General features: G+C 37.1%; 17 protein-coding genes. 16 read left to right on the forward strand and 1 reads right to left on the reverse strand.

Annotated features, from left to right (window positions below; all coding sequences use genetic code 11):
* Nucleotides 1-28: 28 nt before the first annotated feature.
* From BM000_RS12665 to BM000_RS16680, 6 genes are all read left to right on the forward strand, one after another.
* On the forward strand, nt 29-928 hold the full coding sequence (locus BM000_RS12665; RefSeq protein WP_091499059.1) for a carbohydrate ABC transporter permease: 900 nt from the start codon (nt 29-31) through the stop codon (nt 926-928).
* Nucleotides 928-1,758 (forward strand): carbohydrate ABC transporter permease, encoded by an 831-nt coding sequence (locus tag BM000_RS12670; RefSeq protein ID WP_091499063.1) that lies wholly within the window; start codon nt 928-930, stop codon nt 1,756-1,758. Before BM000_RS12665 ends, BM000_RS12670 begins: the two co-directional genes overlap by 1 nt.
* A gap of 100 nt (nt 1,759-1,858) precedes the next feature.
* Nucleotides 1,859-2,518: a DUF624 domain-containing protein gene (locus BM000_RS12675; RefSeq protein WP_091499066.1), complete on the forward strand. Its 660-nt coding sequence runs from the start codon at nt 1,859-1,861 to the stop codon at nt 2,516-2,518.
* A gap of 60 nt (nt 2,519-2,578) precedes the next feature.
* A complete protein-coding gene (locus BM000_RS12680; protein ID WP_091499077.1) occupies nt 2,579-4,354 on the forward strand; it encodes a sensor histidine kinase in 1,776 nt (591 codons plus the stop codon).
* A 207-nt stretch (nt 4,355-4,561) separates the two neighbouring features.
* Nucleotides 4,562-5,521, forward strand: coding sequence for a glycoside hydrolase family 28 protein (locus BM000_RS12685; protein ID WP_091499086.1), 960 nt, complete (start codon nt 4,562-4,564; stop codon nt 5,519-5,521).
* On the forward strand, nt 5,487-5,894 hold the full coding sequence (locus BM000_RS16680) for a hypothetical protein (protein WP_143063943.1): 408 nt from the start codon (nt 5,487-5,489) through the stop codon (nt 5,892-5,894). The genes BM000_RS12685 and BM000_RS16680 overlap by 35 nt, the downstream gene beginning before the upstream one ends.
* 65 nt (nt 5,895-5,959) lie before the next feature.
* Here BM000_RS16680 and BM000_RS12695 read toward each other — a convergent pair whose 3' ends face one another.
* Complete coding sequence (locus BM000_RS12695) at nt 5,960-6,793, reverse strand: AraC family transcriptional regulator (RefSeq protein ID WP_091499090.1); 834 nt, start codon at nt 6,791-6,793, stop codon at nt 5,960-5,962.
* A gap of 165 nt (nt 6,794-6,958) precedes the next feature.
* On the opposite strand from BM000_RS12695, the gene BM000_RS12700 reads away from it, so the two are divergent.
* The 10 genes from BM000_RS12700 to BM000_RS12745 all read left to right on the forward strand — a co-directional run bounded on the left by BM000_RS12700 (nt 6,959) and on the right by BM000_RS12745 (nt 19,817).
* Nucleotides 6,959-8,335: a family 4 glycosyl hydrolase gene (locus tag BM000_RS12700; protein WP_091499092.1), complete on the forward strand. Its 1,377-nt coding sequence runs from the start codon at nt 6,959-6,961 to the stop codon at nt 8,333-8,335.
* Nucleotides 8,336-8,852: 517 nt separating this feature from the next.
* Nucleotides 8,853-11,966 carry a beta-galactosidase, LacZ type gene (gene lacZ / locus BM000_RS12705; protein ID WP_091499095.1) on the forward strand — a complete coding sequence of 1,038 codons (3,114 nt, stop codon included), beginning with the start codon at nt 8,853-8,855 and terminating at the stop codon, nt 11,964-11,966.
* A gap of 131 nt (nt 11,967-12,097) precedes the next feature.
* Nucleotides 12,098-12,976, forward strand: coding sequence for a patatin-like phospholipase family protein (locus BM000_RS12710; RefSeq protein ID WP_091499097.1), 879 nt, complete (start codon nt 12,098-12,100; stop codon nt 12,974-12,976).
* A 217-nt stretch (nt 12,977-13,193) separates the two neighbouring features.
* Entirely contained in the window at nt 13,194-14,642 is a 1,449-nt protein-coding gene (locus tag BM000_RS12715; RefSeq protein ID WP_091499099.1) for a menaquinone biosynthesis decarboxylase, read from the forward strand.
* Entirely contained in the window at nt 14,629-15,498 is an 870-nt protein-coding gene (locus tag BM000_RS12720; protein ID WP_091499102.1) for a UbiA-like polyprenyltransferase, read from the forward strand. The genes BM000_RS12715 and BM000_RS12720 overlap by 14 nt, the downstream gene beginning before the upstream one ends.
* Before the next feature lie 22 nt (nt 15,499-15,520).
* A complete protein-coding gene (locus BM000_RS12725; RefSeq protein WP_091499105.1) occupies nt 15,521-16,099 on the forward strand; it encodes a UbiX family flavin prenyltransferase in 579 nt (192 codons plus the stop codon).
* Nucleotides 16,099-17,025, forward strand: a complete 927-nt coding sequence (locus tag BM000_RS12730) for an ABC transporter substrate-binding protein (protein ID WP_091499108.1) — start codon at nt 16,099-16,101, stop codon at nt 17,023-17,025. The genes BM000_RS12725 and BM000_RS12730 overlap by 1 nt, the downstream gene beginning before the upstream one ends.
* A 115-nt stretch (nt 17,026-17,140) precedes the next feature.
* Complete coding sequence (locus BM000_RS12735; protein WP_091499110.1) at nt 17,141-18,232, forward strand: M50 family metallopeptidase; 1,092 nt, start codon at nt 17,141-17,143, stop codon at nt 18,230-18,232.
* A gap of 12 nt (nt 18,233-18,244) precedes the next feature.
* Entirely contained in the window at nt 18,245-19,099 is an 855-nt protein-coding gene (locus tag BM000_RS12740; protein WP_091499113.1) for a S66 peptidase family protein, read from the forward strand.
* Between the two features lie 286 nt (nt 19,100-19,385).
* Nucleotides 19,386-19,817: a MarR family winged helix-turn-helix transcriptional regulator gene (locus BM000_RS12745; protein WP_091499114.1), complete on the forward strand. Its 432-nt coding sequence runs from the start codon at nt 19,386-19,388 to the stop codon at nt 19,815-19,817.
* The last annotated feature ends 32 nt before the right edge of the window (nt 19,818-19,849 follow it).

Raw genomic sequence — 19,849 nt, forward strand, 5'->3', positions numbered from 1 at the left:
TCACCATTCTTAATAAGGAGTGAAGAAAATGCTTGCGATAAAAAAGGGTAATAAAAAGAAATGGTGGCGATCCTATGCTTTCTACTTTATTCTTCCATCGTTACTGTTATATTTGACCTTTGTGTTTTTTCCAACTATTAGAAGTATCCCGCTTAGCTTCACCAACTGGGATGGATTATCGGATCCACGGTTTATTGGTTTATCAAATTTCGAACAGATTTTTACAAGCCAGCGTGTACGAAATGCACTTACCAATACCTTATTGCTAACTGTCTCACTTGTCATTCTTGAGAATATTGTCGCATTAGCGCTAGCTTTAATTGTAGATAATGTTTTTAAAATGAAAAATATGTTTCGAGTTGCCTTTTATTTACCTGTACTAATTAGTGGGATAGTAATGGGATTCATTTGGAGAATCATCTATAATTATAATTTTGGTGTTATTAATCAATTTTTAGAACGAATAAACTTAGATTGGTTAAAGTTTGACTGGCTTGGTGATCCTGATTTGGCACTGTTCTCAATTGTTATTGCAACAGTATGGAAGTCATCAGGGTATTTTATGATTATTTATTTAGCTGCACTCCAAGGGGTACCACAAGATTTATATGAAGCTGCTCGCATTGATGGTGCTAATCGCATTCAACAATTTCGTAAGATTACTTGGCCACTTCTTGCCAGTTCGGTAACCGTTTGCGTAATTTTATCAACAATTAATTCTCTTAAAGTTTTTGATCAAATTGCTATTATGACTGATGGTGGTCCAGGTTTTTCAACAGAGACCTTAACTTATATTATTTTTAAAGTTGCCTTTGCTGAAGGACGACCAGGGTATGGAACAGCATTAGCCCTTGTTCTGTTCATTATTATAATGTTGATTACGATTGTACAAGTGAGAGTGATGAGAAAAAGAGAGGTGCAGTTATAATGCGAAAAGAAAAAAGGGCAGCAGATGTAGTACTTCTTATCGTTGCGATTTTATTCTCAATACTGTTTTTATTTCCACTATTATTTAGTTTTATTTCAGCATTTAAAACGAACGGTGAAATTCTTTCAGATCCGTTAGCCTTGCCAAACGGACTTTATTTTGATAGTTTTAAATTTTTAATTTATGAGACAGGGTTTCCTAGAGCAGCACTTAATAGCGCAATTCTCACTGTTTCTGCAACCGTTTTACAAGTAGCTATTATTCCAATGGCTGCTTATGGAATAGCTAGAAATCCAAACAAGTGGACGAACCTTCTTTATTTGTTCTTTCTATCTGGAATGATGATTCCGTTTCAAGTTTATATGATACCTTTATTTAGACAGCTTCAATCGATGGGTCTTTATGGCCACTTAGGTGGACCAATTGTATTGTATATTTCAGGATCCGTTAGCTTTGGCGTGCTTTTGTATACCAGTTTCTTAAAAAGCATCCCAAGAGATATTGAAGAGGCTGCTGAAATAGATGGTTGCTCAAAGGTTGGTATCTACTGGAGAATTATATTTCCACTTATGGGACCAGTTACAGCAAGTATGGTTGTACTTAATGGGCTCGGTGTATGGAATGATTTCTTAATGCCTATGCTTGTTTTGCCGTCAAATAAACCACAAACAATTATGGTTGAAATATATAAATTTGTTGGTGAATTTTATACACGTTGGGACATGATTTTTGCAGGTACAATTATCGCTGTCATTCCAATTATCATTGTATTCCTATTTTTACAAAAGTATTTTATTAAAGGAATTTCTTCTGGGGCAATGAAGGGATAGTAAGAGTGTTATCTTAACTTAAGAGCTATTTGAAAAGAGATATGGCTTGAGTTTACGTAGCAGGCTGTAGTAAGGCATTACTTACATTGAGGTGTTAACTATGCTGCATATGATAAATACCCTATTGAAATGGATAGTCAATGGCATAATACTTAATGTATTATGGCTATTGACTGTTTTCCCAGTTATTTATCTAATTTATAATTTATTCTTTATCGAGAATAGTCAGGTCTTTTTTATTAATTTTGCAACAATCCTGGTGCTCATTCCGTTGACTGTTTTTCCGGCCACCATAGCAATTCTAGCAGTTGTGAGAAATTGGTTTATTCATGGACAGGATATTGTTCCAATTCGACTATATTTTAAGTATGTTAGGGAGAACTATCGAAAGAGTCTGCTACTGGGCATGCTTTTTTCTTTTTTAATAACGAGTCAAGCTTCTTCGTTATGGCTTGGCCTATCAAAGGATATCATTCTATTAACAATTGGGGCCATTGTATTGCTGTTATTTTTAATAGCAATACTTATCTTTTCACTTGCTTTTAGTGTTGATCAACATTTAACAATCCCAACACTAGTAAAAAACGCGATTCTATTAACCTTGGCTAAACCTATTCATGCTGTAACATTGGTCTTAACGAACACAATTCTTATTTATCTCGGTCTACAGTATGCCATGTTCGTAGCACCCTTTGTGTTAGCGACAGCATGTAGTATCTTTTCTTTTTATTATTTTAAACAGCTGGCAAGATTTGTTTAATGATTGATGTGGCAATATGCTAAGATAGCATTAGGTCATAGTTAAGGTGAGGGGATTTGCATGAGGAATTTTGTTCAATTTAAATTAAATGTGTTTGCTAAGTTTACACTTGCTTTTATTACAGTAGGGATTATTCCAATTGCAATCCTTACATACATTGCCCTTACGACTGTTGCTAACGAAGTTGAGAATCACACAAAAATAAACTATGAACAGAGCTTAGACTATGCCTCAATTCGAATTAGAGATTTATATAAAAACTATAATCACTTAACAAAGCAAATGTATTCCTATCAGTCTACTGAGCTACGCTATCTGCTTGGTATTCTACAGGATGATCAGACTGATGAATATAGCGTAAATATCGCAATTCATGATTTCCTAAGAATAATTTTACATGCTGATCCATATATAGGAAATGTGATTATGGTCCCTACCCATGATCGGATTCCAAGGTCTATTTCACGAGTTTCTAGGGTACTCATTCCTAATTTGTTTTATTTGCATGAAGAGTATGAAGAATTAATTAAAGAAAACTATAATCAATTGACCATTTTACCTTTACATAAAGATACCTATTTTATGGGGGGATCACAGTACGTATTAGTGTTTGCACGTAATTTGCTTGATATCGCTAGAACCATTACACCATCAACACCTATTGATGCAACAATCTATGTATCTGTTTCTGTGCAAGCATTTGCTGATGTGTTTAATGAGTTAGAAATGCTGAAGGATGACTATATTTACATTTTAGACAAAGATCAACAACTTATTTATACCAATCAAAAAGATATCGTGTTAACTGACCTTGATTATACATCTGTTCCAGAAGGATTTAGTAAACACGTCAAAGACATTAGTGATCCTGACTGGCGCATCATTGCCCACACAAAGGATCACAAGTTTGTTGAGCAAGTGTCTCATACATATGCGTTAATATATGGTGTGACTACGGTTACAATTGTGGCTTTGCTTGTGTTTTCAATCTTTTTCTCTAGAAGTGTTAGTTACCCAATAAATAAAATGACTAGGTTAATGAAGCAGGTTGAACTCGGTAATTTAAATCTAGAAATAAGTGTAAATCGAACAGATGAGATTGGCTTACTAGCTAATGGTTTTAATAAAATGGTCAAAAATCTAAAAAGTCATATTAGTAAAGTTTATGTAGCGCAAATTAATCAAAAGCAAGCAGAGTTAAATGCCTTGCGTAGCCAAATTCAACCCCACTATCTATACAATACTTTAGAAGTAATTAGAATGAGTGCAATTGATGACGGGAATACGCAAGTGGCTGAAATGATTAATCATTTGGCCAATCAATATAAATATATCACCGAGCATAGTAGTGAGCTTGTAACGATTAGAAGAGAACTAGAGCATTTAAAAAATTATATGGATTTAATAAAGTTTAGATATGAGAATAACATAACTTTTAGTATTGAAGTAAAGGATGAGTGTATTTATAGCATGCTTGTGCCCAAGCTTTCAATTCAGCCTATTGTCGAGAATGCAGTCATACACGGTTTACTTCCTAAAGGGAAAGGTGAAATTCTTGTTGTCTGTGAGCAAATAAATGATCAGCAAATAAAGGTACTAGTATTAGATGATGGAATGGGTATGTCAATAGGTATGGTTGATCAGTTAAATCGTTCAATGATAGAGAAAGGGATAAAAATTAAACGAAAGGGAAGTGGCATCGGACTTAAGAACATTGATAGTCGATTAAAGGATCAATTTGGTTCTGAATATGGTATTGCCATCTCAAGTAGAGAAAATATTGGGACAATCGTTTCAATTATGCTACCCATCATTCTAGAAGGTGAAAATCAATAAGCTTCTAGCAGTTTCAGCGCAATTAATAATGCTTTTTTGTCGCTAGAAAGTAGTAGACAGACAGGTGTTAATTAAAAGTATGAGCGCGTTTCTAATTAATTCTAAGTAAATCTATTTATTGCAGTTTAACTGACTGTAAGGCTCCCACAGATTAAAGGTTCCCTTTCTCGGATCGTCATATTAATTAGTTTAAGAGGTGTAAATCTTATGAATACAACAGTAAATATAAGGGATTATGGAGCTTCCGGAGATGGCGTAGCAAAAGATACAAATGCTCTACAAGTAGCAATTAATCAGTGCTACGCTGCCGGTGGTGGTATCGTTGATTGTCCAGCTGGAACCTATCTTTGTGACAGTATTGAATTAAAAAGTCATGTTTTCTTAAATCTATTGCCAGGTGCAAAAATTCAGGGGAGTAAAGATGTAGCTGGATATAATCTTAACTATTTAGTTTACGCAGAGAATGCCTGTCATACAGGGATTATCGGTTATGGTGAAATTAACGAGGGGGATACATTCTGGCAAGAAGAAAAAGATCTTAACCAAAATGTCCTCTGGCGAAAAGGATGGGGAGAAGTAGCCGCTTATTATCGAAAGTCGACTCCGCGTCCACAAGGCTTAATCTGTTTTGAAAACTGTAAACAAGTTCGCGTTCATAATATTTCACTAACAAATTCTCCAAGATGGACGCTCCATCTTTTGAGCTGTGATGATGTTTCAATTCATGGTGTTACAATTAATAATCCGCTGTATGGTCCAAATACAGACGGTATTGATATTGATGGCTCTCAAAATGTCACGGTGTCTGATTGTCGGATATATACAGGTGATGATGCAATTGTTATAAAAACCACAGGTGAAAAAAACTATAACACACCGGTTCGGAATATTACGGTTACCAATTGTGTTCTTACTACAACCTGCAATGCATTTAAAATTGGTACCGAAACACTCAACAGTATTGAAAATGTTGTCTTTACCAATTCTGTTGTTCATTCAGATGCACAAGCTCCTTATCACTATCAAGCAATTTCGGGAGTTTCAATTGAAACAGTCGATGGTGCTAATCTTGCTAGTGTATCGGTATCAGGCATTGTCATGAACAATGCTCGCTCCCCAATTTTTTGTTCGCTTGGGCAACAGGGGGAGAGGACAAGATCACCCTAAACCTGGATCAATAAGAGATATACAGATAAGCAATATCCAGGCATCCGGTGCTATCTTACCTTGTATTATTTCTGGAATTAGAGACAAGAAAATTGATCATGTTACCGTTAAAGATTTAAACATTCGCTATACTGGTGGTGGAATGGATACAGTGATAAATACTAAAATTCCCGATTTACCAGCTGACTATCCTGAAGCAGTTATGTTTGGTCGTTGGCTACCTAGTTATGGATTGTTTTGTCGCCACATTAGTAGTTTGGTGTTAGCTAATATTAATATATGGTTAGATGGGGATGATCCTCGTGAAGCAATAGAACTGACCGATATTAACCATTTAAGTCAGCATGCTATTCGTATAAACGCAAGGTCTTAATGAAAGAAAATTTACAAAACTAAGAATGGTAATATTGCATTAAAACCTGTTACTATAGCTAATCATTAATGAAACTTTGAAGGAGAAACTTTAAAGTATTTCTTAAAAGATTTAGAGAAGCTAAACTGATCAGGATAACCAAGTTGCTCAGCTATTTCTTGAATCGTATAGTTTTTACTATAAAGCATGTCACGCGCTTGATTCATTTTAATCTGATAAATATAGCGTCCAGGCGTCACCCCAACTAATTTTTTAAAATAGGCGATAAAATATTTCTCCGAGACACCTGTTATGTTAGCAAGGTCACTAATTCTAATTGGTGAATTTACATTATTTTGAATATAGTCAAAGACTGGTTTTAAGGTATCAAGTGTTCCAGTGTTTGCTTGATTACTAAAGTGCTGGCTAAACAGTCCATAATAGACCCCAGTATCATAGTGCTCAATAATCTTTGCTAACAAGAAAGTGAGCGCCGCTTTAAGGCGTAGCGAGGATAGCGGCTTCTTTATGCGATAATCATCATAAACATTGAGGAAGCCAAGTAGCTCTTCTTCAACAAGCTGACCTGATAAGATGCCTGAAAGGTGAAAGTTATCGAGAATATGTAGCTGCTCACTTATGCCAAAGTCAAAGTGAGTGTAAACAATTTTGCAGCCATTCTCTTTAGCAGTTGCGGTATAGGCTACTTTTGGACTAAAGAGAACAAGCTCGCCTGCTTTAGCGTTATGGATCGTATCTTTAATTTGAAGTTGAATTTCCCCCGCTGCAATAAACCACAGATCATAATCTGGATGTTTTCGACTTTCAAACCAATCAGCAGAATGCGTTACTTCATTTACACCATTAATACGCAGCGAAATGAACTCGGATAACGTATTAAAAATATTTAATTCGCTCATAGCAGTACCTCCAAAAAAGTGACCATTTATTTAATAGTATATCAAAGTGTTCGTCAATGCCACTATTAAACCTTACTATATGACATAATATTAATACTCTAATCCATTCCATTTAAAGCGCTACCATTTATAATTTAATTTAGATAGACGTAGGAGGAGATAATTATGAGTAAAGCTAAACCAAAGGTTGTTGTAATTGGCGCTGGGAGTCTTTTTTTTGGGAGACAAGCAATTTGGCAAATGGTGCATTCAGAGCATCTAAATACGGGCACCCTATCATTGGTAGATACTGATGAAGTTCGGTTAAACAAGTTAGTGAAATTGGCTAAGATGGTCGTTCAAGAGAACAATGTCCCGTTAAAAATTGAAGGATCTATTGATCGAAAGGAGGTACTCAGGGATGCTGACTTTGTTGTACTAAGTTTTGCTGTCGATACGGTTAAGTATCGCGGAATTGATTGTGCTATTTCTGAAAAATATGGCATTAGAATGTGTTCTGGTGATACGATTGGTCCTGGTGGTATTTTTAGAGCAATGCGAGAATTACCGGAAATTATGGCCTGTGCCAAGGATATTGAAGCAATTTGTCCAGGGGCATGGGTAATTAATTACATTAATCCTTCAGCACTACACGGTATCGCTTTAAAACGCTACGCCCCTAACTTAAAAACATTTGCTTTATGCGATACACACCACATGCCGTTTAAAAAAATGCTTTACGCAGAACGTGCTGGAATTGTTGATCAAAGAGCAGACTATAATGAGCAAATTGATAAAAACTTTAATATGAAAATTGCGGGTGTTAATCACTTTACATGGTTACTGAAGGCAGAGTATAAAGGTGAAGATGTCGTGCCTAATATTGCTGAGTCAATGCGAATTGCTGGTGAGGAAGAGACAGTTGGTGGAGATACAGGAGCAAAAGCCTTATTTAACGATAAGATTAGCTACCAGTTGTTTGATATCTTTGGTGTTGTTCCTACCTGTACTGCTCATACCAAGGAGTATGTGCCTTATTGGCAAGGCTTAGGTAAACAAGAAGATGACATTCCACCGCTTTCAATTTGGGAAACCGAGGAGCGCTATCAAAGACATGACGAAATGTGGGAGCAAATTGACCAATTTATTAATGGCTCAATTCCGATAAGTGAGTTTATGGCTACATTTGGTCCTGATCATGCTACTGACATTATCGAAAGTATGGTAGCGAATACCAAGAAGAAATTCTTTATTAATACCGTTAATCAAGGTGCCGTAACTAATATGGCTGATGATGCCTTCTTGGAATTACTTAGTGAAGTTAGCATGGAAGGCGTTACCCCTCAAGCTGTAGGCGAGATGCCACGAGGGGTCAGAGGTATGCAAGAATTAATTTTAGATACGCACGAATTAACCGCAGAGGCTGTTATTGAAGGAAGTCGAGTAAAGCTTAGACGTGCCATGCTAACAGATCCACTGGTCAATTCAATTGCAGATGCAGATCAAATTATTGAGGAATTATTAGCCCTAGAAGCTGATGTAATACCTAGTCATTGGTATTAATCAAACTAATTAATTAATGTCAAATAGTATGCTGATCGATAATGACCTATTAGTCAGCGTGAAAACTAAATAACTTAACGATAAAGCGAAAGATAGGCTGCTCAATAAGCCTATCTTTCGTTTTTTGTAAACACATCACTATTTTTTTCAAGGTGACCTAACTTTGCTAAGCCAACACCACTTTTGTCGCGCGTTCTGCGATAAAGGTTAACTGTAGGCAGCCTTGTAAAAAGAATCCATTTCTTTTCGGAACGACAGAGCACGCCAAACGAATAAGACAGTTAACATGGGTATTGAATACGGGTCCTCCCAAACACGGTTAAGGCTTCATGACTATTTTTTAGTACACGAATGATGAGTAGATTATATTATTTACTTTAAACAAAACTTGTTTGCCTACTGTTGGAAATGGTAAATAGCTTAAAAAACCAAACATTTGTCCCAAAATAACTCCTTCTCATGCACTCGCTATGCTTATATGATAAATAATATCTTTGCTAAAAGGAGTGCAACTACCATGACAAATAAATACATTTATAGCCCACCAACAAATGGCTACCCAGAATGGAATAACAATCCCGAGATTTTTCAATTAAATAGAAGAACAGCACACGCGACATTAATGCCGTATACTAATTTGCAGCAAGCGCTAGCGGGAGAACGTACAAAATCGCCAAACTATCAGTCTCTAGATGGCAGTTGGCGATTTGCATTCTATGAGAAGCCAACTGAAAGGGTGAAGGGTTTCTTTCAAAATAATTATTCAGCTGAAAGCTGGGATCAGATCGATGTCCCGAGTCATTGGCAGCTTCAAGGCTATGATTACCCCCATTACACAAACACTGTCTATCCATGGGTTGAAAAAGAGGACATAAAGCCCCCCTACGCTCCAACAAGTTATAATCCAGTTGGTCAATATATTCGGACCTTTGAAGTAGATGAAACGTGGTTAGATAATCCTGTTTTTTTGCATTTTGAAGGCGTTGAATCTGTCTTTTATGTTTGGGTTAATGGTGACTTTGTCGGTTATAGTGAAGATTCATTTACACCAGCCGAGTTTGATTTAACACCTTATTTAATTTCAGGAGCAAATAAGATAGCGGTAGAAGTATACCGGTGGGCAGATGCAAGCTGGTTAGAAGACCAAGATTTCTGGCGCTTAAGTGGAATATTTCGTAGTGTTTATCTTTATCGTGTTCCGTTCATTCATATTGATGATTTCTTTGTTAAAGCAGATTTGGATGATACCTATCAGCATGGGCAATTAAAGATTGAGCTAAAACTGCTAAACTATTTAAAAAGTAATAGCCAAGCTACTGTACAGGCGATGCTCTATAATCAAGAGCAACAACCAGTTTTCAATCAACCACTTGAAGCTAAAGTTACGTTAACAGATGAACAATTTACAGAACTGAATTTTGAGTCAGTTGTGCGTCACCCCCTTAAATGGAGTGCAGAGACCCCAAATCTTTATACGCTTGTTATGACGGTAATTGATAGCACGGGTTCTGTATTAGAGTTAGAAAGTTGTCAGGTTGGCTTTAGACGATTTGAACTTAAAGATGGTTTAATGAAAATTAATGGGCAGCGCATTGTGTTTAAGGGTGTCAATCGTCATGAGTTTTCTGCTGATCGAGGTAGGGCGATAACAGTTGAGGATATGGTCCATGATATTCAATTAATGAAGGCATTTAATATTAATGCTGTTCGTACCTCGCACTATCCTAACAACCCAATTTGGTATGAGCTATGTAATCAGTATGGTTTATATGTCATTGACGAAAACAATCTAGAGACACATGGTACGTGGACTTATGGTCAGGATGATATTTATGATGCCATTCCAGCGGGTTTACCGGAGTGGACTGAAAATGTTTTAGACCGTTGCCATTCGATGTTTCAGCGCGATAAGAATCATCCGTCCATAGTGATCTGGTCGCTAGGTAATGAATCATTCGGTGGTGATAACTTTATAAAGATGCATCAGTTTTTTAAAGAGCGAGATCCGTCGCGTTTGGTTCATTATGAAGGTGTGTTTTTGTATCGACCTTCTGAAGCTGCATCTGACATAGAAAGCACGATGTATGAATCACCTAATCAAATTGAGGATTATGCTAAAAGGGCTAATGAAGGATCAAAACCATATATTTTGTGTGAGTATGCCCATGCTATGGGTAATTCTGTGGGTAATCTTTTCAAGTATACGAATTTGTTTGACCAATATCCCATCCTGCAAGGGGGATTTGTCTGGGATTGGCGTGATCAAGCTCTTTGGAAAAACAATGAAGCTGGAGAACCCTATCTAGCCTATGGTGGCGACTTTGGTGAATCACCTCATGATGGGAATTTTTCAGGAAATGGCCTACTATTTGCTGATGGTGTGATGAGTCCCAAAATACATGAGGTCAAGCGTTGTTATCAAAACGTGGATTTTATTGCTATTAATTTAATGGACGGTAAGTTTAAGCTTATTAATAAATATCTATTTACTAATTTAGCTGTATTTCAGCTTGAATGGCAGCTACTTGAGAATGGCTTAATTATTCAGTCTGGGACTTTATCGGTTGACGTTGAACCCAATGAGCAGTCAACCATTACTATACCATATCAACAGCCTGAGAAGCCAGACAGCAATAGTGAATATGTTTTAACTATAAGTTTATTGGAAAAACAAGCACAACAATGGTGTGAACAGGGACATGAAGTAGCCTTTGAACAGTTTATTCTACCAATTTTTCCAAAAATAAATAAGCCAGTTCAATTTATTCAAAAATCATTAATTTTTGAGGAAGATGCTCAAGTTATTAAAGTGATTTCTGATAAGGGATTAATAGTTTTTTGTAAAGAAACAGGCTATATTAAGAAAATGAAGGTGGATCAACATGATGTGATTAATCAGGCCATTCAGCCATTCTTTTGGCGACCGCTGACTGACAATGATAATGGAAATAAGCTTGGAGAACGTAGTGTAGCTTGGAAGTATGCTAGTCAATATCAGAAACTTGTTTCGCTAAGTTATCAAAGCACTAATTACACTATAGAGATAAAGACTACACACTTGTTAGAGGATGCTAATTCTTCAATCTTTACGACGACATATACGATTGATGGTGAGTTGGCGATTAACCTAGCATGCTCTCTAACCCCAAGGGAAGGATTAGCTGAAATTCCTGCTATAGGCTTATTTTTCACTATGCCTGCTCAATTTGATCAAGTCACTTGGTATGGTAAAGGCCCCCATGAAAGCTATTGGGATAAGCAAAAAGGGGCAAAACTAGGCGTCTATAGTGGGAAAGTTGCTGATCAATATGTACCTTACTTAAAACCGCAGGAAAGTGGTAATAAGGTGGCTGTTCGAAATGCTCAGATTGTAAATGCGCAAGGCATGGGCTTAACAATAAATGGTCAACCATTAACTGAGCTTAGTGTGCTCCCCTATACACCGGATCAGCTAGAACAAGCAAATCATCACTATGAATTATCTAATAGTAATCATACCGTGGTGCGTTTAAATTATGCGCAGATGGGTGTAGGTGGCGATCATAGTTGGGGTAAGAAGACACATCCTGATTTTACATTATTTGCTAATCGAACGTATTATTATAATGTTACCATTAAGCCAATTAGGTAAATAATAAAGTCATGTAAGGGAAAACACCTTATGTGACTTTATTTTGTTATTAAACAATTCTATCCTCCCATTCGCACTATAAACTTATTTTTGCTATAATTGGTAATTAACTAAAAGATAGGAGGCTGTTTATGCTAACCAACTATGGTCTAGTTTTAGAAGGCGGAGGTATGAGAGGCTTATATACAGCGGGTGTGCTCGATTATTTTACTGAAAAAAACTTGTATTTCAACTATAATATTGGTGTTTCAGCGGGTGCTTTGAATGCGGTAAACTATTTGGCTCGCCAAGCAGGGCGAAGCAGGGATGTTAATGTTACTTTTGCAGGCGATGCGCGCTACATGAACTATAGAAACCTTCTAAAAGGAAAAGGCATGTTAAACATGGATTTTTTATTTAATGAAGTTGCAAATGAACTCATTCCATTTGACTTTGAAGCTTTTAATGCTGCTCAGGAACGACTAATTATTGCAACGACTGATTGTGTTACCGGCGAAGCTGTTTACTTTGAGAACGATAAAAGTGTTGATGTCTTGCTAGCAGCCCGTGCATCAAGTAGTTTACCACTTGTGGGTGTACCGGTGGAGCTAGCTGGTTATACACTACTGGATGGTGGCATCGTAGATCCTATTCCCATTAGAAAATCGGTTCAAGATGGGAATGAAAAGCATTTAATTGTTTTAACACGTCCAAAGGGCTATCGAAAAAAAATGTTTCGTGCAAAAATGACTTCTCGTTTGATGTATCCAAAGTATAAGAAGTTAATTCAAGCACTTGAACAACGACATCATGTGTATAATGAAACACTTAATTATATTGAACATTTAGAAGCGGCTGGTGCGGCTTACGTCATTAGGCCTGAGCTAACTGAGCAAGTAAAGCGTACCGAAAGAAACCCTTCCAAGATAGCATTTATCCATCAAGCAGGCTATGAAGCAGCTAAAGTGAACTTTGGTGAGCTAACTGCTTGGCTGGGCCATCAACCTACAGAATCTACATATATTTACTAACCAGGTTTTTTAAAAAAAGATTAAATTAACACCACAATGATTGATTGCAATCAAATCATTGTGGTGTTTTATAGTGTTTATTAATATGGGTGCCTTGTCGCAAACTAACATTAAGCTATTAATACGACAAAATTGTAGTTAAATTGTCAATTTTACAAGCGTTGTGAGCGAATGATATCTGTTAAAATTTAAAGTTGAAATAGAATGGAGGTTTACTATGGCATTTAAAGATCTACAAGATTTCATCGCAAGCTTGGAAAAAGATAATGAGTTAAAACGGATTAAGGTTGAGGTGGATTCAGAGCTTGAAATCACTGAAATTACTGATCGAATTTCTAAAGAATATGGACCAGCTTTATTATTTGAGAAAGTTAAAGGTTCACAATTCCCTGTCCTGATTAATGCACTGGGAAGCTATGAGCGTATGAGCAAGGCACTAGGGGCAGGGTCATTAGATGAAATTGCCGATGGCATTGGTGATTTTATTGACATGTCAAACTATCTAGGGCTAATGAAGAAGATTAAATCATTACCAAAGCTATCTCGTCTTGCAACAGTATTCCCGATAAAGTCCCCAGGAAAAGGAGCATGTCAGGAAGTCATTGATTTAAAACCAGATTTGAATAAGCTGCCAATATTAAAGTGTTGGCCAGGAGATGCTGGACGCTTTATTACTTTGCCACTGGTTATGACAAAGGACCCTGAAACAGGCATTCAAAACACTGGCATGTATCGTCTCCAGGTGTTTGATGGGCAAACAACGGGGATGCACTGGCATTTACATAAAGACGGTCGCGAAATTTATGAGAAGTATCGTCAAACGGGTGGTAAGATGCCAGTGTCTGTGGCGCTAGGCTGTGATCCAGCAATCACCTATTCTGCAACGGCTCCGTTACCTAAAATGATTGATGAGATGATGTTTGCGGGTTATTTGCGAAAAATGCCGGTTAAACTTGTGAAATCCATAACAAATGATATTTATGTACCAGCAAGTGCGGAATTTATCATTGAAGGGTATGTGGATGTGAATGAACCGTTACGAACAGAAGGGCCATTCGGTGACCATACTGGATATTACTCTTTAGCTGATCAGTATCCAGTCTTTCATGTTACCTGCATCACGCATAAGAAAAAAGCTGTTTATCCAACTACAATTGTAGGTAAGCCGCCAATGGAGGATTGCTATATGGGGAAAGCAACCGAGCGTATTTTCTTGCCATTGCTAAAAATGCAATTCCCTGAAATTATTGATCATCACTTCCCTTTGGAAGGTGTTTTTCATAATTGTGTCATTGTCTCAATTAGAAAACGTTATCCCGGTCATGCCAAGAAAATAATGAGTTCACTTTGGGGCTTTGGCCAAATGATGTATACCAAAATGATCATTGTTGTTGATGAGCAGATTAAACCAAGTGATGTCTCAACAGTCGCATGGAAGGTCTTTAATAATATTGATGCAAAACGTGATCTTGTTATCTCAGAAGGTCCGTTAGATGCTCTTGATCATGCATCGAACTTACCACACCTAGGGCATCGTTTAGGGATAGATGCAACTAAGAAATGGCCGACAGAGGGCTACACAAGAGAGTGGCCAGAAGATATTCAAATGTCAGAGGAAGTGAAAGCACACGTTTCACAAAGGTGGCAAGAATATGGTTTGGACTAAAGGGTGGAATCGGATTACCGAATATGGAACATTAGTCATGTTCTCACACACTATTTTCTCATTATCCTTTGCATTGATAGCAATGTTACTTGCAGCTAATGGACTTCCAGAAGTAACAACCTTTTTTTGGATTTTAGTCGCCTTTTTAAGCGCTAGAACAGGGGCTAATGCACTTAATCGCGTGATTGATGCTGAGATTGATGCTAAGAATCCTCGTACAGCAGATAGACAATTGCCACAGGGGCAGTTAAATAAAACAGAGGTGCTTATTTTCACCTTATGTTGTTTTATTGTTATGCTAGCTGCAGCTTGGATGCTCAACCCGCTTTGCTTTTACCTAGCGCCAATTGCTTTGTTTCTCATGGTTATTTATTCGTATACAAAACGATTTACCTGGATGTGCCATGTTATCTTAGGCATTAGTTGCGCTGCTGCACCAGTTGGTGCATGGCTGGCGATAACTGGTGAAATGTCATGGTTAGCTCTATTTATGGGGGCAGCCAATACGGCCTGGGTGGCAGGCTTTGATATTATTTATGGTGCTCAGGATTATCAGTTTGATAAAGCCAATGGGCTTCGTTCCATACCAGAAACATTTGGTCTTAAATATGGCTTATATATTTCAAGTAGCTTTCATGTTGCAACAGTCTTTTTCTTGCTAGCTGTTGGTTTTTTAAGTGAAGTAATTCACATTTGGTATTTCATTGGTCTAGCCGTTATTGCTGTTTTATTTATTATTCAGCATCAAATGATTTCACCGACAAATTTAAAAAATGTCAAGATAGCATCTTACGGTATTAACCAGCTTGTAAGCATCGTTTTTTTAGTATTTGGGTTACTAGATATATATTTTTAACATGTAAGGGCGGAGGGGTAAAATGGAAAGAATTGTGATTGGTTTGACTGGTGCCAGCGGGAGTATCTATGGAAAGCGGCTCATTGAAGTACTACTTAAGCAGCAGATTGAAACGCACGTTATTTTAACAGATACAGCCCAAAAAGTGTTTACCTACGAAATACAGCAATCCGTTAAAAGCTGGCTGAAGGAACTTCAAGAAAAATACGCGCATTTTCAGTTAGAAAGAAATGATAACCTCTTTGCAAGGGTTGCAAGTGGCTCTTATCATTATGACGGCATGGTTATTTTACCTTGCTCAATGGGTACGTTGGCCGAAGTGAGTCATGGTTTAGCGAAGAATTTACTTTGTCGGGCAGCAGACGTTTGTTTGAAGGAAAAGCGTCCGCTAGTCATCGTGCCAAGAGAAACACCGTTAAATGCAATTCACTTAGAGAATATGCTTAAGCTAGCGAATCAGGGGGTTACGATCCTACCAGCGATGCCAGGATTTTACCACCATCCTACATCATTGGAAGCAGTGATTGATTTTGTTGTTGGAAAAATCCTTGATCAGCTTTCGCTTAAACATGACTTATATAAAAAATGGGGGGATGAATAATGAAAAAGCTACTATGCTTTTTAACGATCAGCATTCTGCTGATTTCAGGCTGTACAAAGCAAGCTAATGCCGACAATCTTATGCCTTTAAGCTTTGGGGCTATCTCTTCTATAGATGTTTTACCAATAGTGATAGCAGAGGAGAAAGGGTATTTTGAAGAAGAGGGACTAGCTCTGAATTTGGAGTTGTTTACGAGTGCGAATGATCGTGATGCAGCTTTCATCAGTGGGGAATTAGAAGGGATGATATGTGACATGATCGCGATTAATCTCTATCAAAATAGTGACGTTGATGTAAAGATTACCAGTGTAACAAATGGTGACTTTCAACTGATTGGACGTAAAGATGAAGCACTTACTGATCTAAATGATATTGTCGGTAGAAAAGTTGCCATATCTGATAATACATCAATTGAATATGCTTTAGATAAAATGGTTGAGCATGCAGGTTTATCAATTGATGCCCCTGAGAAGGTCATTGTTCCAGCACTACCAGTACGATTAGAAATGCTCAGGAATGATCAAGTTGATGTTGCCGTGCTTCCTGAACCATTTGCGTCACTTGCTCTTCAGGATGGCTATAAGCTATTGGGGAGTGCTCATGAATTAGGTTATTATACATCAGTTACTGCATTTACGCAGGAGGTACTTGAGGGAAAGCAAAAGGAAGTGGAAAGCTTCTTTTCAGCCTATAATAAAGCAGTTGATTATTTAAATAACCACCCCGTTCAGGATTACGAGGAAATTATTTTTGACGTTGTTGGTTATCCAGAGGAAATGAAGGGCTCAATTCATGCGCCAATTTTTGAAAAGCACGCTCTTCCCACTGAAAGTGACATCGCAAATGTTATTGACTGGGTTAAGGAAAAGGGACTTGTTGACCATGACTTACAGCCAGCTGAATTACTGGCAAATTTTGATTTTTAAGAAAGCTTCACCACCTTGTTGGTGACAAGCTAATAACCTTTGCTCTTGGTAATCAAGCTGCCGTATCTTATAATAAGAATAAGCTCGCTATTGTTATGAGAATTGGAGGAAGTATATGAAAAAGTATAAAAGAACGATAATGATTGTTATTTTCATTGTATGCTGTAGCAGTATTGGCATTGCTATAGGTGCTTATTCTGCAATGAATGATATATCATTTAACTTTAAGTTTATTGATATTATAGTTGGCTATGTATTTCTATTAATCTCACTTTTTTTAGCTATTAATTTTCATGAATTCGGTCACTATCTTATGGGAAAGAGCTTGAATTATCGTTTGCTTATCTATAGAATAGGTTTTTTATCTTTCAGTTATGAAAATGGAAGAATGAAGTTTGAAATTATTAACAATAAAGGGTATGGTGGTTTATGTGCGATGTTGCCACCTCGCGAAACGAATCCATCAGATCGGAAGCATCTTCTCTATTTTAGTGGTGGCGTACTGGCTAATTTTATGACGGGGATGCTTACTTTAGGAATTAATGTTTTTGTGGAGACTAGTAGATATGAATCGTTTTTCTTAATTGTATTCTCAATCTGCAGCATTTTACTTGGAGTAATCAATCTCATTCCATTTAAAACTAGTGGTAACCAATTAACTGATGGCAAAATTATCTGGGGAATCTTAAAGAAGGACGCTAGCGTATCTGCAATGCTTACTGCTTTTAAGCTGTCAGTTCAACTTGGCAGTGGCACTCGGCCACGAGAATTAAGGATGGCCGATATCGACCCATATATTGATGATGAGCCAGCTATTCTTATCTATAAGTGCTTTTCATTACTTGATGCTGGGGAAATAGATCAATTAGGGCTGTTGAGCAAGCTCATTATTTCAAGATTGTCTGATATGTCAACTGTTATCTTGCCTGCTGTTTATGGTGAGCTAGTTATGATTGGCTGTATGACTAATGATCACCAACTGATTGAAACCTATTATCCGCTTGTCGAGAAATCGCTTGCTAAGGACAAGGATGTTAATGGCCAGCGGATAAATGCTTATTATCAGGTCAACCAAGGTAATGTAGAGCAAGCACAAGAACATATTAGTAACGGAAAAGCCGTTGCCGGCAAGTTTCCTATTGCAGGTCAGGCAATTATGGAACTAGATCTATTAGACAAGTTAGCACAAATCATTAAGGGAAAATGAAGGGATGATTTTATGCTTAAAAAGGGCGATAAAGTAGGATTTATCGCATGTTCGGATGGAAGAACAGCTAACCAGCTGGAGCAGATCAATAGAATAGAGCAACAATTTGTTGAGTGGGGCTTGCAAGTGATCAGAGCTACTACATTATTTCAGCAAGGGCAATTGAATTGGTTAACATCGCCAAGACAACGGGCACAAGAGCTAATGGTGTTATATAAATCTAGGGATGTGAAAGCGATTTTTGACCTTTCAGGAGGTGATAGTGCAAATCAAATCCTTCCTTTTATTGACTTTGATCTGATTCAACAGAATCCCAAGCTTTTTTTTGGTTACAGTGATCTAACAGTCCTGCTAAATAGTATCTATACGCAAGCTAATGGTAAAGTCTTTCATTACCAGTTGATGCATCTTGAGCATAATTCAGGAAAAGAGCAGCTCTATCAACTTTTATTCGCAGATAATTGTAACCCTCAGTTTAAGCTAGAATGGATTAAAGGTAATTATATGGAAGGGATAGTCGTTGGTGGTAGTATTCGCTGCTTCTTAAAGTTAGCTGGAACGCCTTTGATACCAGATCCTTTAAATAAAGTACTATTTTTAGAAGCGTTAAGTGGCAAGCCAAGTCGAATTGCATCGTATCTGGCTCAACTAGATCAGCTAGGGTACTTTGCGAGCATTAATGGTCTATTACTTGGTTCCTTTACCGAGCTGGAGCAAGAAAGTAATGGAAAGGCTACTCTGCTTGCCTTAATAGCATTTTATGCTGACAAATACAAGCTGCCAATTGTTAAGACCAACCAACTAGGTCATGGTACAAATAGTCATATATTACGAATAGGTTATCCGCTTGTCTTGGCAAAAGAATAATTTTACAAATATATTAATGCTCAATCCTAGAGTTAGGGTTGAGCATTTTTTTGCTGAAGTTAATTTTATAATTGTCGATCTGAGTTGGGCTCAGAGGATTTGAATTAGCATGATTTAGAGTTCTTATTAGCTTTGGTATATTTACTAGTCTTTTTCATAATGATATCAGCCAACAATAGTTAACATAGGAAATTTCTATAATCGAAGTAAATCAGTTGACAAACAGAGTAAATAACGCAATAATAGATAGCATGCTATGTAAATGTGTACAAAGGAGGTTGCCTAAGTGACGAAGGATTTCTTCTTTCAATTGCGCTTGGTCTATTTTGCTCTTGAGCGAGAAAAAAACAGCTATTTTGAGAAAGAAAACTTAACGGCATCGCAAGGTGATATTTTGCTGTTTCTTGCTGGAGCTAAGTGGCGTGGGAATGAGGTTAATCAAAAGGATATTGAGACACATTTTCGCTTAACTAATCCAACCGTAACAGGTCTGCTAAATCGGTTAGAAGAGAAGGGATTTGTTGTCCGAGTTAAGAGTGAAGTAGATGCGCGTCAAAAATACATTCATTTAACTAAAAATGGGATTAGTGTATTAAAACGGTTTAAAAACCATAAAGAATTTTTAGATGAAAAAATATTTAAAGGGTTTAAAAAAGAAGATAAGGCTGACATGCTTGATAAAATGCACGTCATATTAGAAAACTTAAAAAACGAATAAAAGGCTAGCTTATTTAATTTTACAGGTTTGGG

It is taken from the genome of Amphibacillus marinus (genome assembly GCF_900110345.1).
Taxonomy (GTDB): Bacteria; Bacillota; Bacilli; order Bacillales; family Amphibacillaceae; genus Amphibacillus_D; species Amphibacillus_D marinus.

Bases quoted from the DNA above. Each gene is read 5' to 3' on its own strand.
- BM000_RS12665 (WP_091499059.1), top strand. From the start codon at position 29: ATGCTTGCGATAAAAAAGGGTAATAAAAAGAAATGGTGGCGATCCTAT.
- BM000_RS12670 (WP_091499063.1), top strand. From the start codon at position 928: ATGCGAAAAGAAAAAAGGGCAGCAGATGTAGTACTTCTTATCGTTGCG.
- BM000_RS12675 (WP_091499066.1), top strand. From the start codon at position 1,859: ATGCTGCATATGATAAATACCCTATTGAAATGGATAGTCAATGGCATA.
- BM000_RS12680 (WP_091499077.1), top strand. From the start codon at position 2,579: ATGAGGAATTTTGTTCAATTTAAATTAAATGTGTTTGCTAAGTTTACA.
- BM000_RS12685 (WP_091499086.1), top strand. From the start codon at position 4,562: ATGAATACAACAGTAAATATAAGGGATTATGGAGCTTCCGGAGATGGC.
- BM000_RS12695 (WP_091499090.1), bottom strand. From the start codon at position 6,793: ATGAGCGAATTAAATATTTTTAATACGTTATCCGAGTTCATTTCGCTG.
- BM000_RS12700 (WP_091499092.1), top strand. From the start codon at position 6,959: ATGAGTAAAGCTAAACCAAAGGTTGTTGTAATTGGCGCTGGGAGTCTT.
- lacZ (WP_091499095.1), top strand. From the start codon at position 8,853: ATGACAAATAAATACATTTATAGCCCACCAACAAATGGCTACCCAGAA.
- BM000_RS12710 (WP_091499097.1), top strand. From the start codon at position 12,098: ATGCTAACCAACTATGGTCTAGTTTTAGAAGGCGGAGGTATGAGAGGC.
- BM000_RS12715 (WP_091499099.1), top strand. From the start codon at position 13,194: ATGGCATTTAAAGATCTACAAGATTTCATCGCAAGCTTGGAAAAAGAT.
- BM000_RS12720 (WP_091499102.1), top strand. From the start codon at position 14,629: ATGGTTTGGACTAAAGGGTGGAATCGGATTACCGAATATGGAACATTA.
- BM000_RS12725 (WP_091499105.1), top strand. From the start codon at position 15,521: ATGGAAAGAATTGTGATTGGTTTGACTGGTGCCAGCGGGAGTATCTAT.
- BM000_RS12730 (WP_091499108.1), top strand. From the start codon at position 16,099: ATGAAAAAGCTACTATGCTTTTTAACGATCAGCATTCTGCTGATTTCA.
- BM000_RS12735 (WP_091499110.1), top strand. From the start codon at position 17,141: ATGAAAAAGTATAAAAGAACGATAATGATTGTTATTTTCATTGTATGC.
- BM000_RS12740 (WP_091499113.1), top strand. From the start codon at position 18,245: ATGCTTAAAAAGGGCGATAAAGTAGGATTTATCGCATGTTCGGATGGA.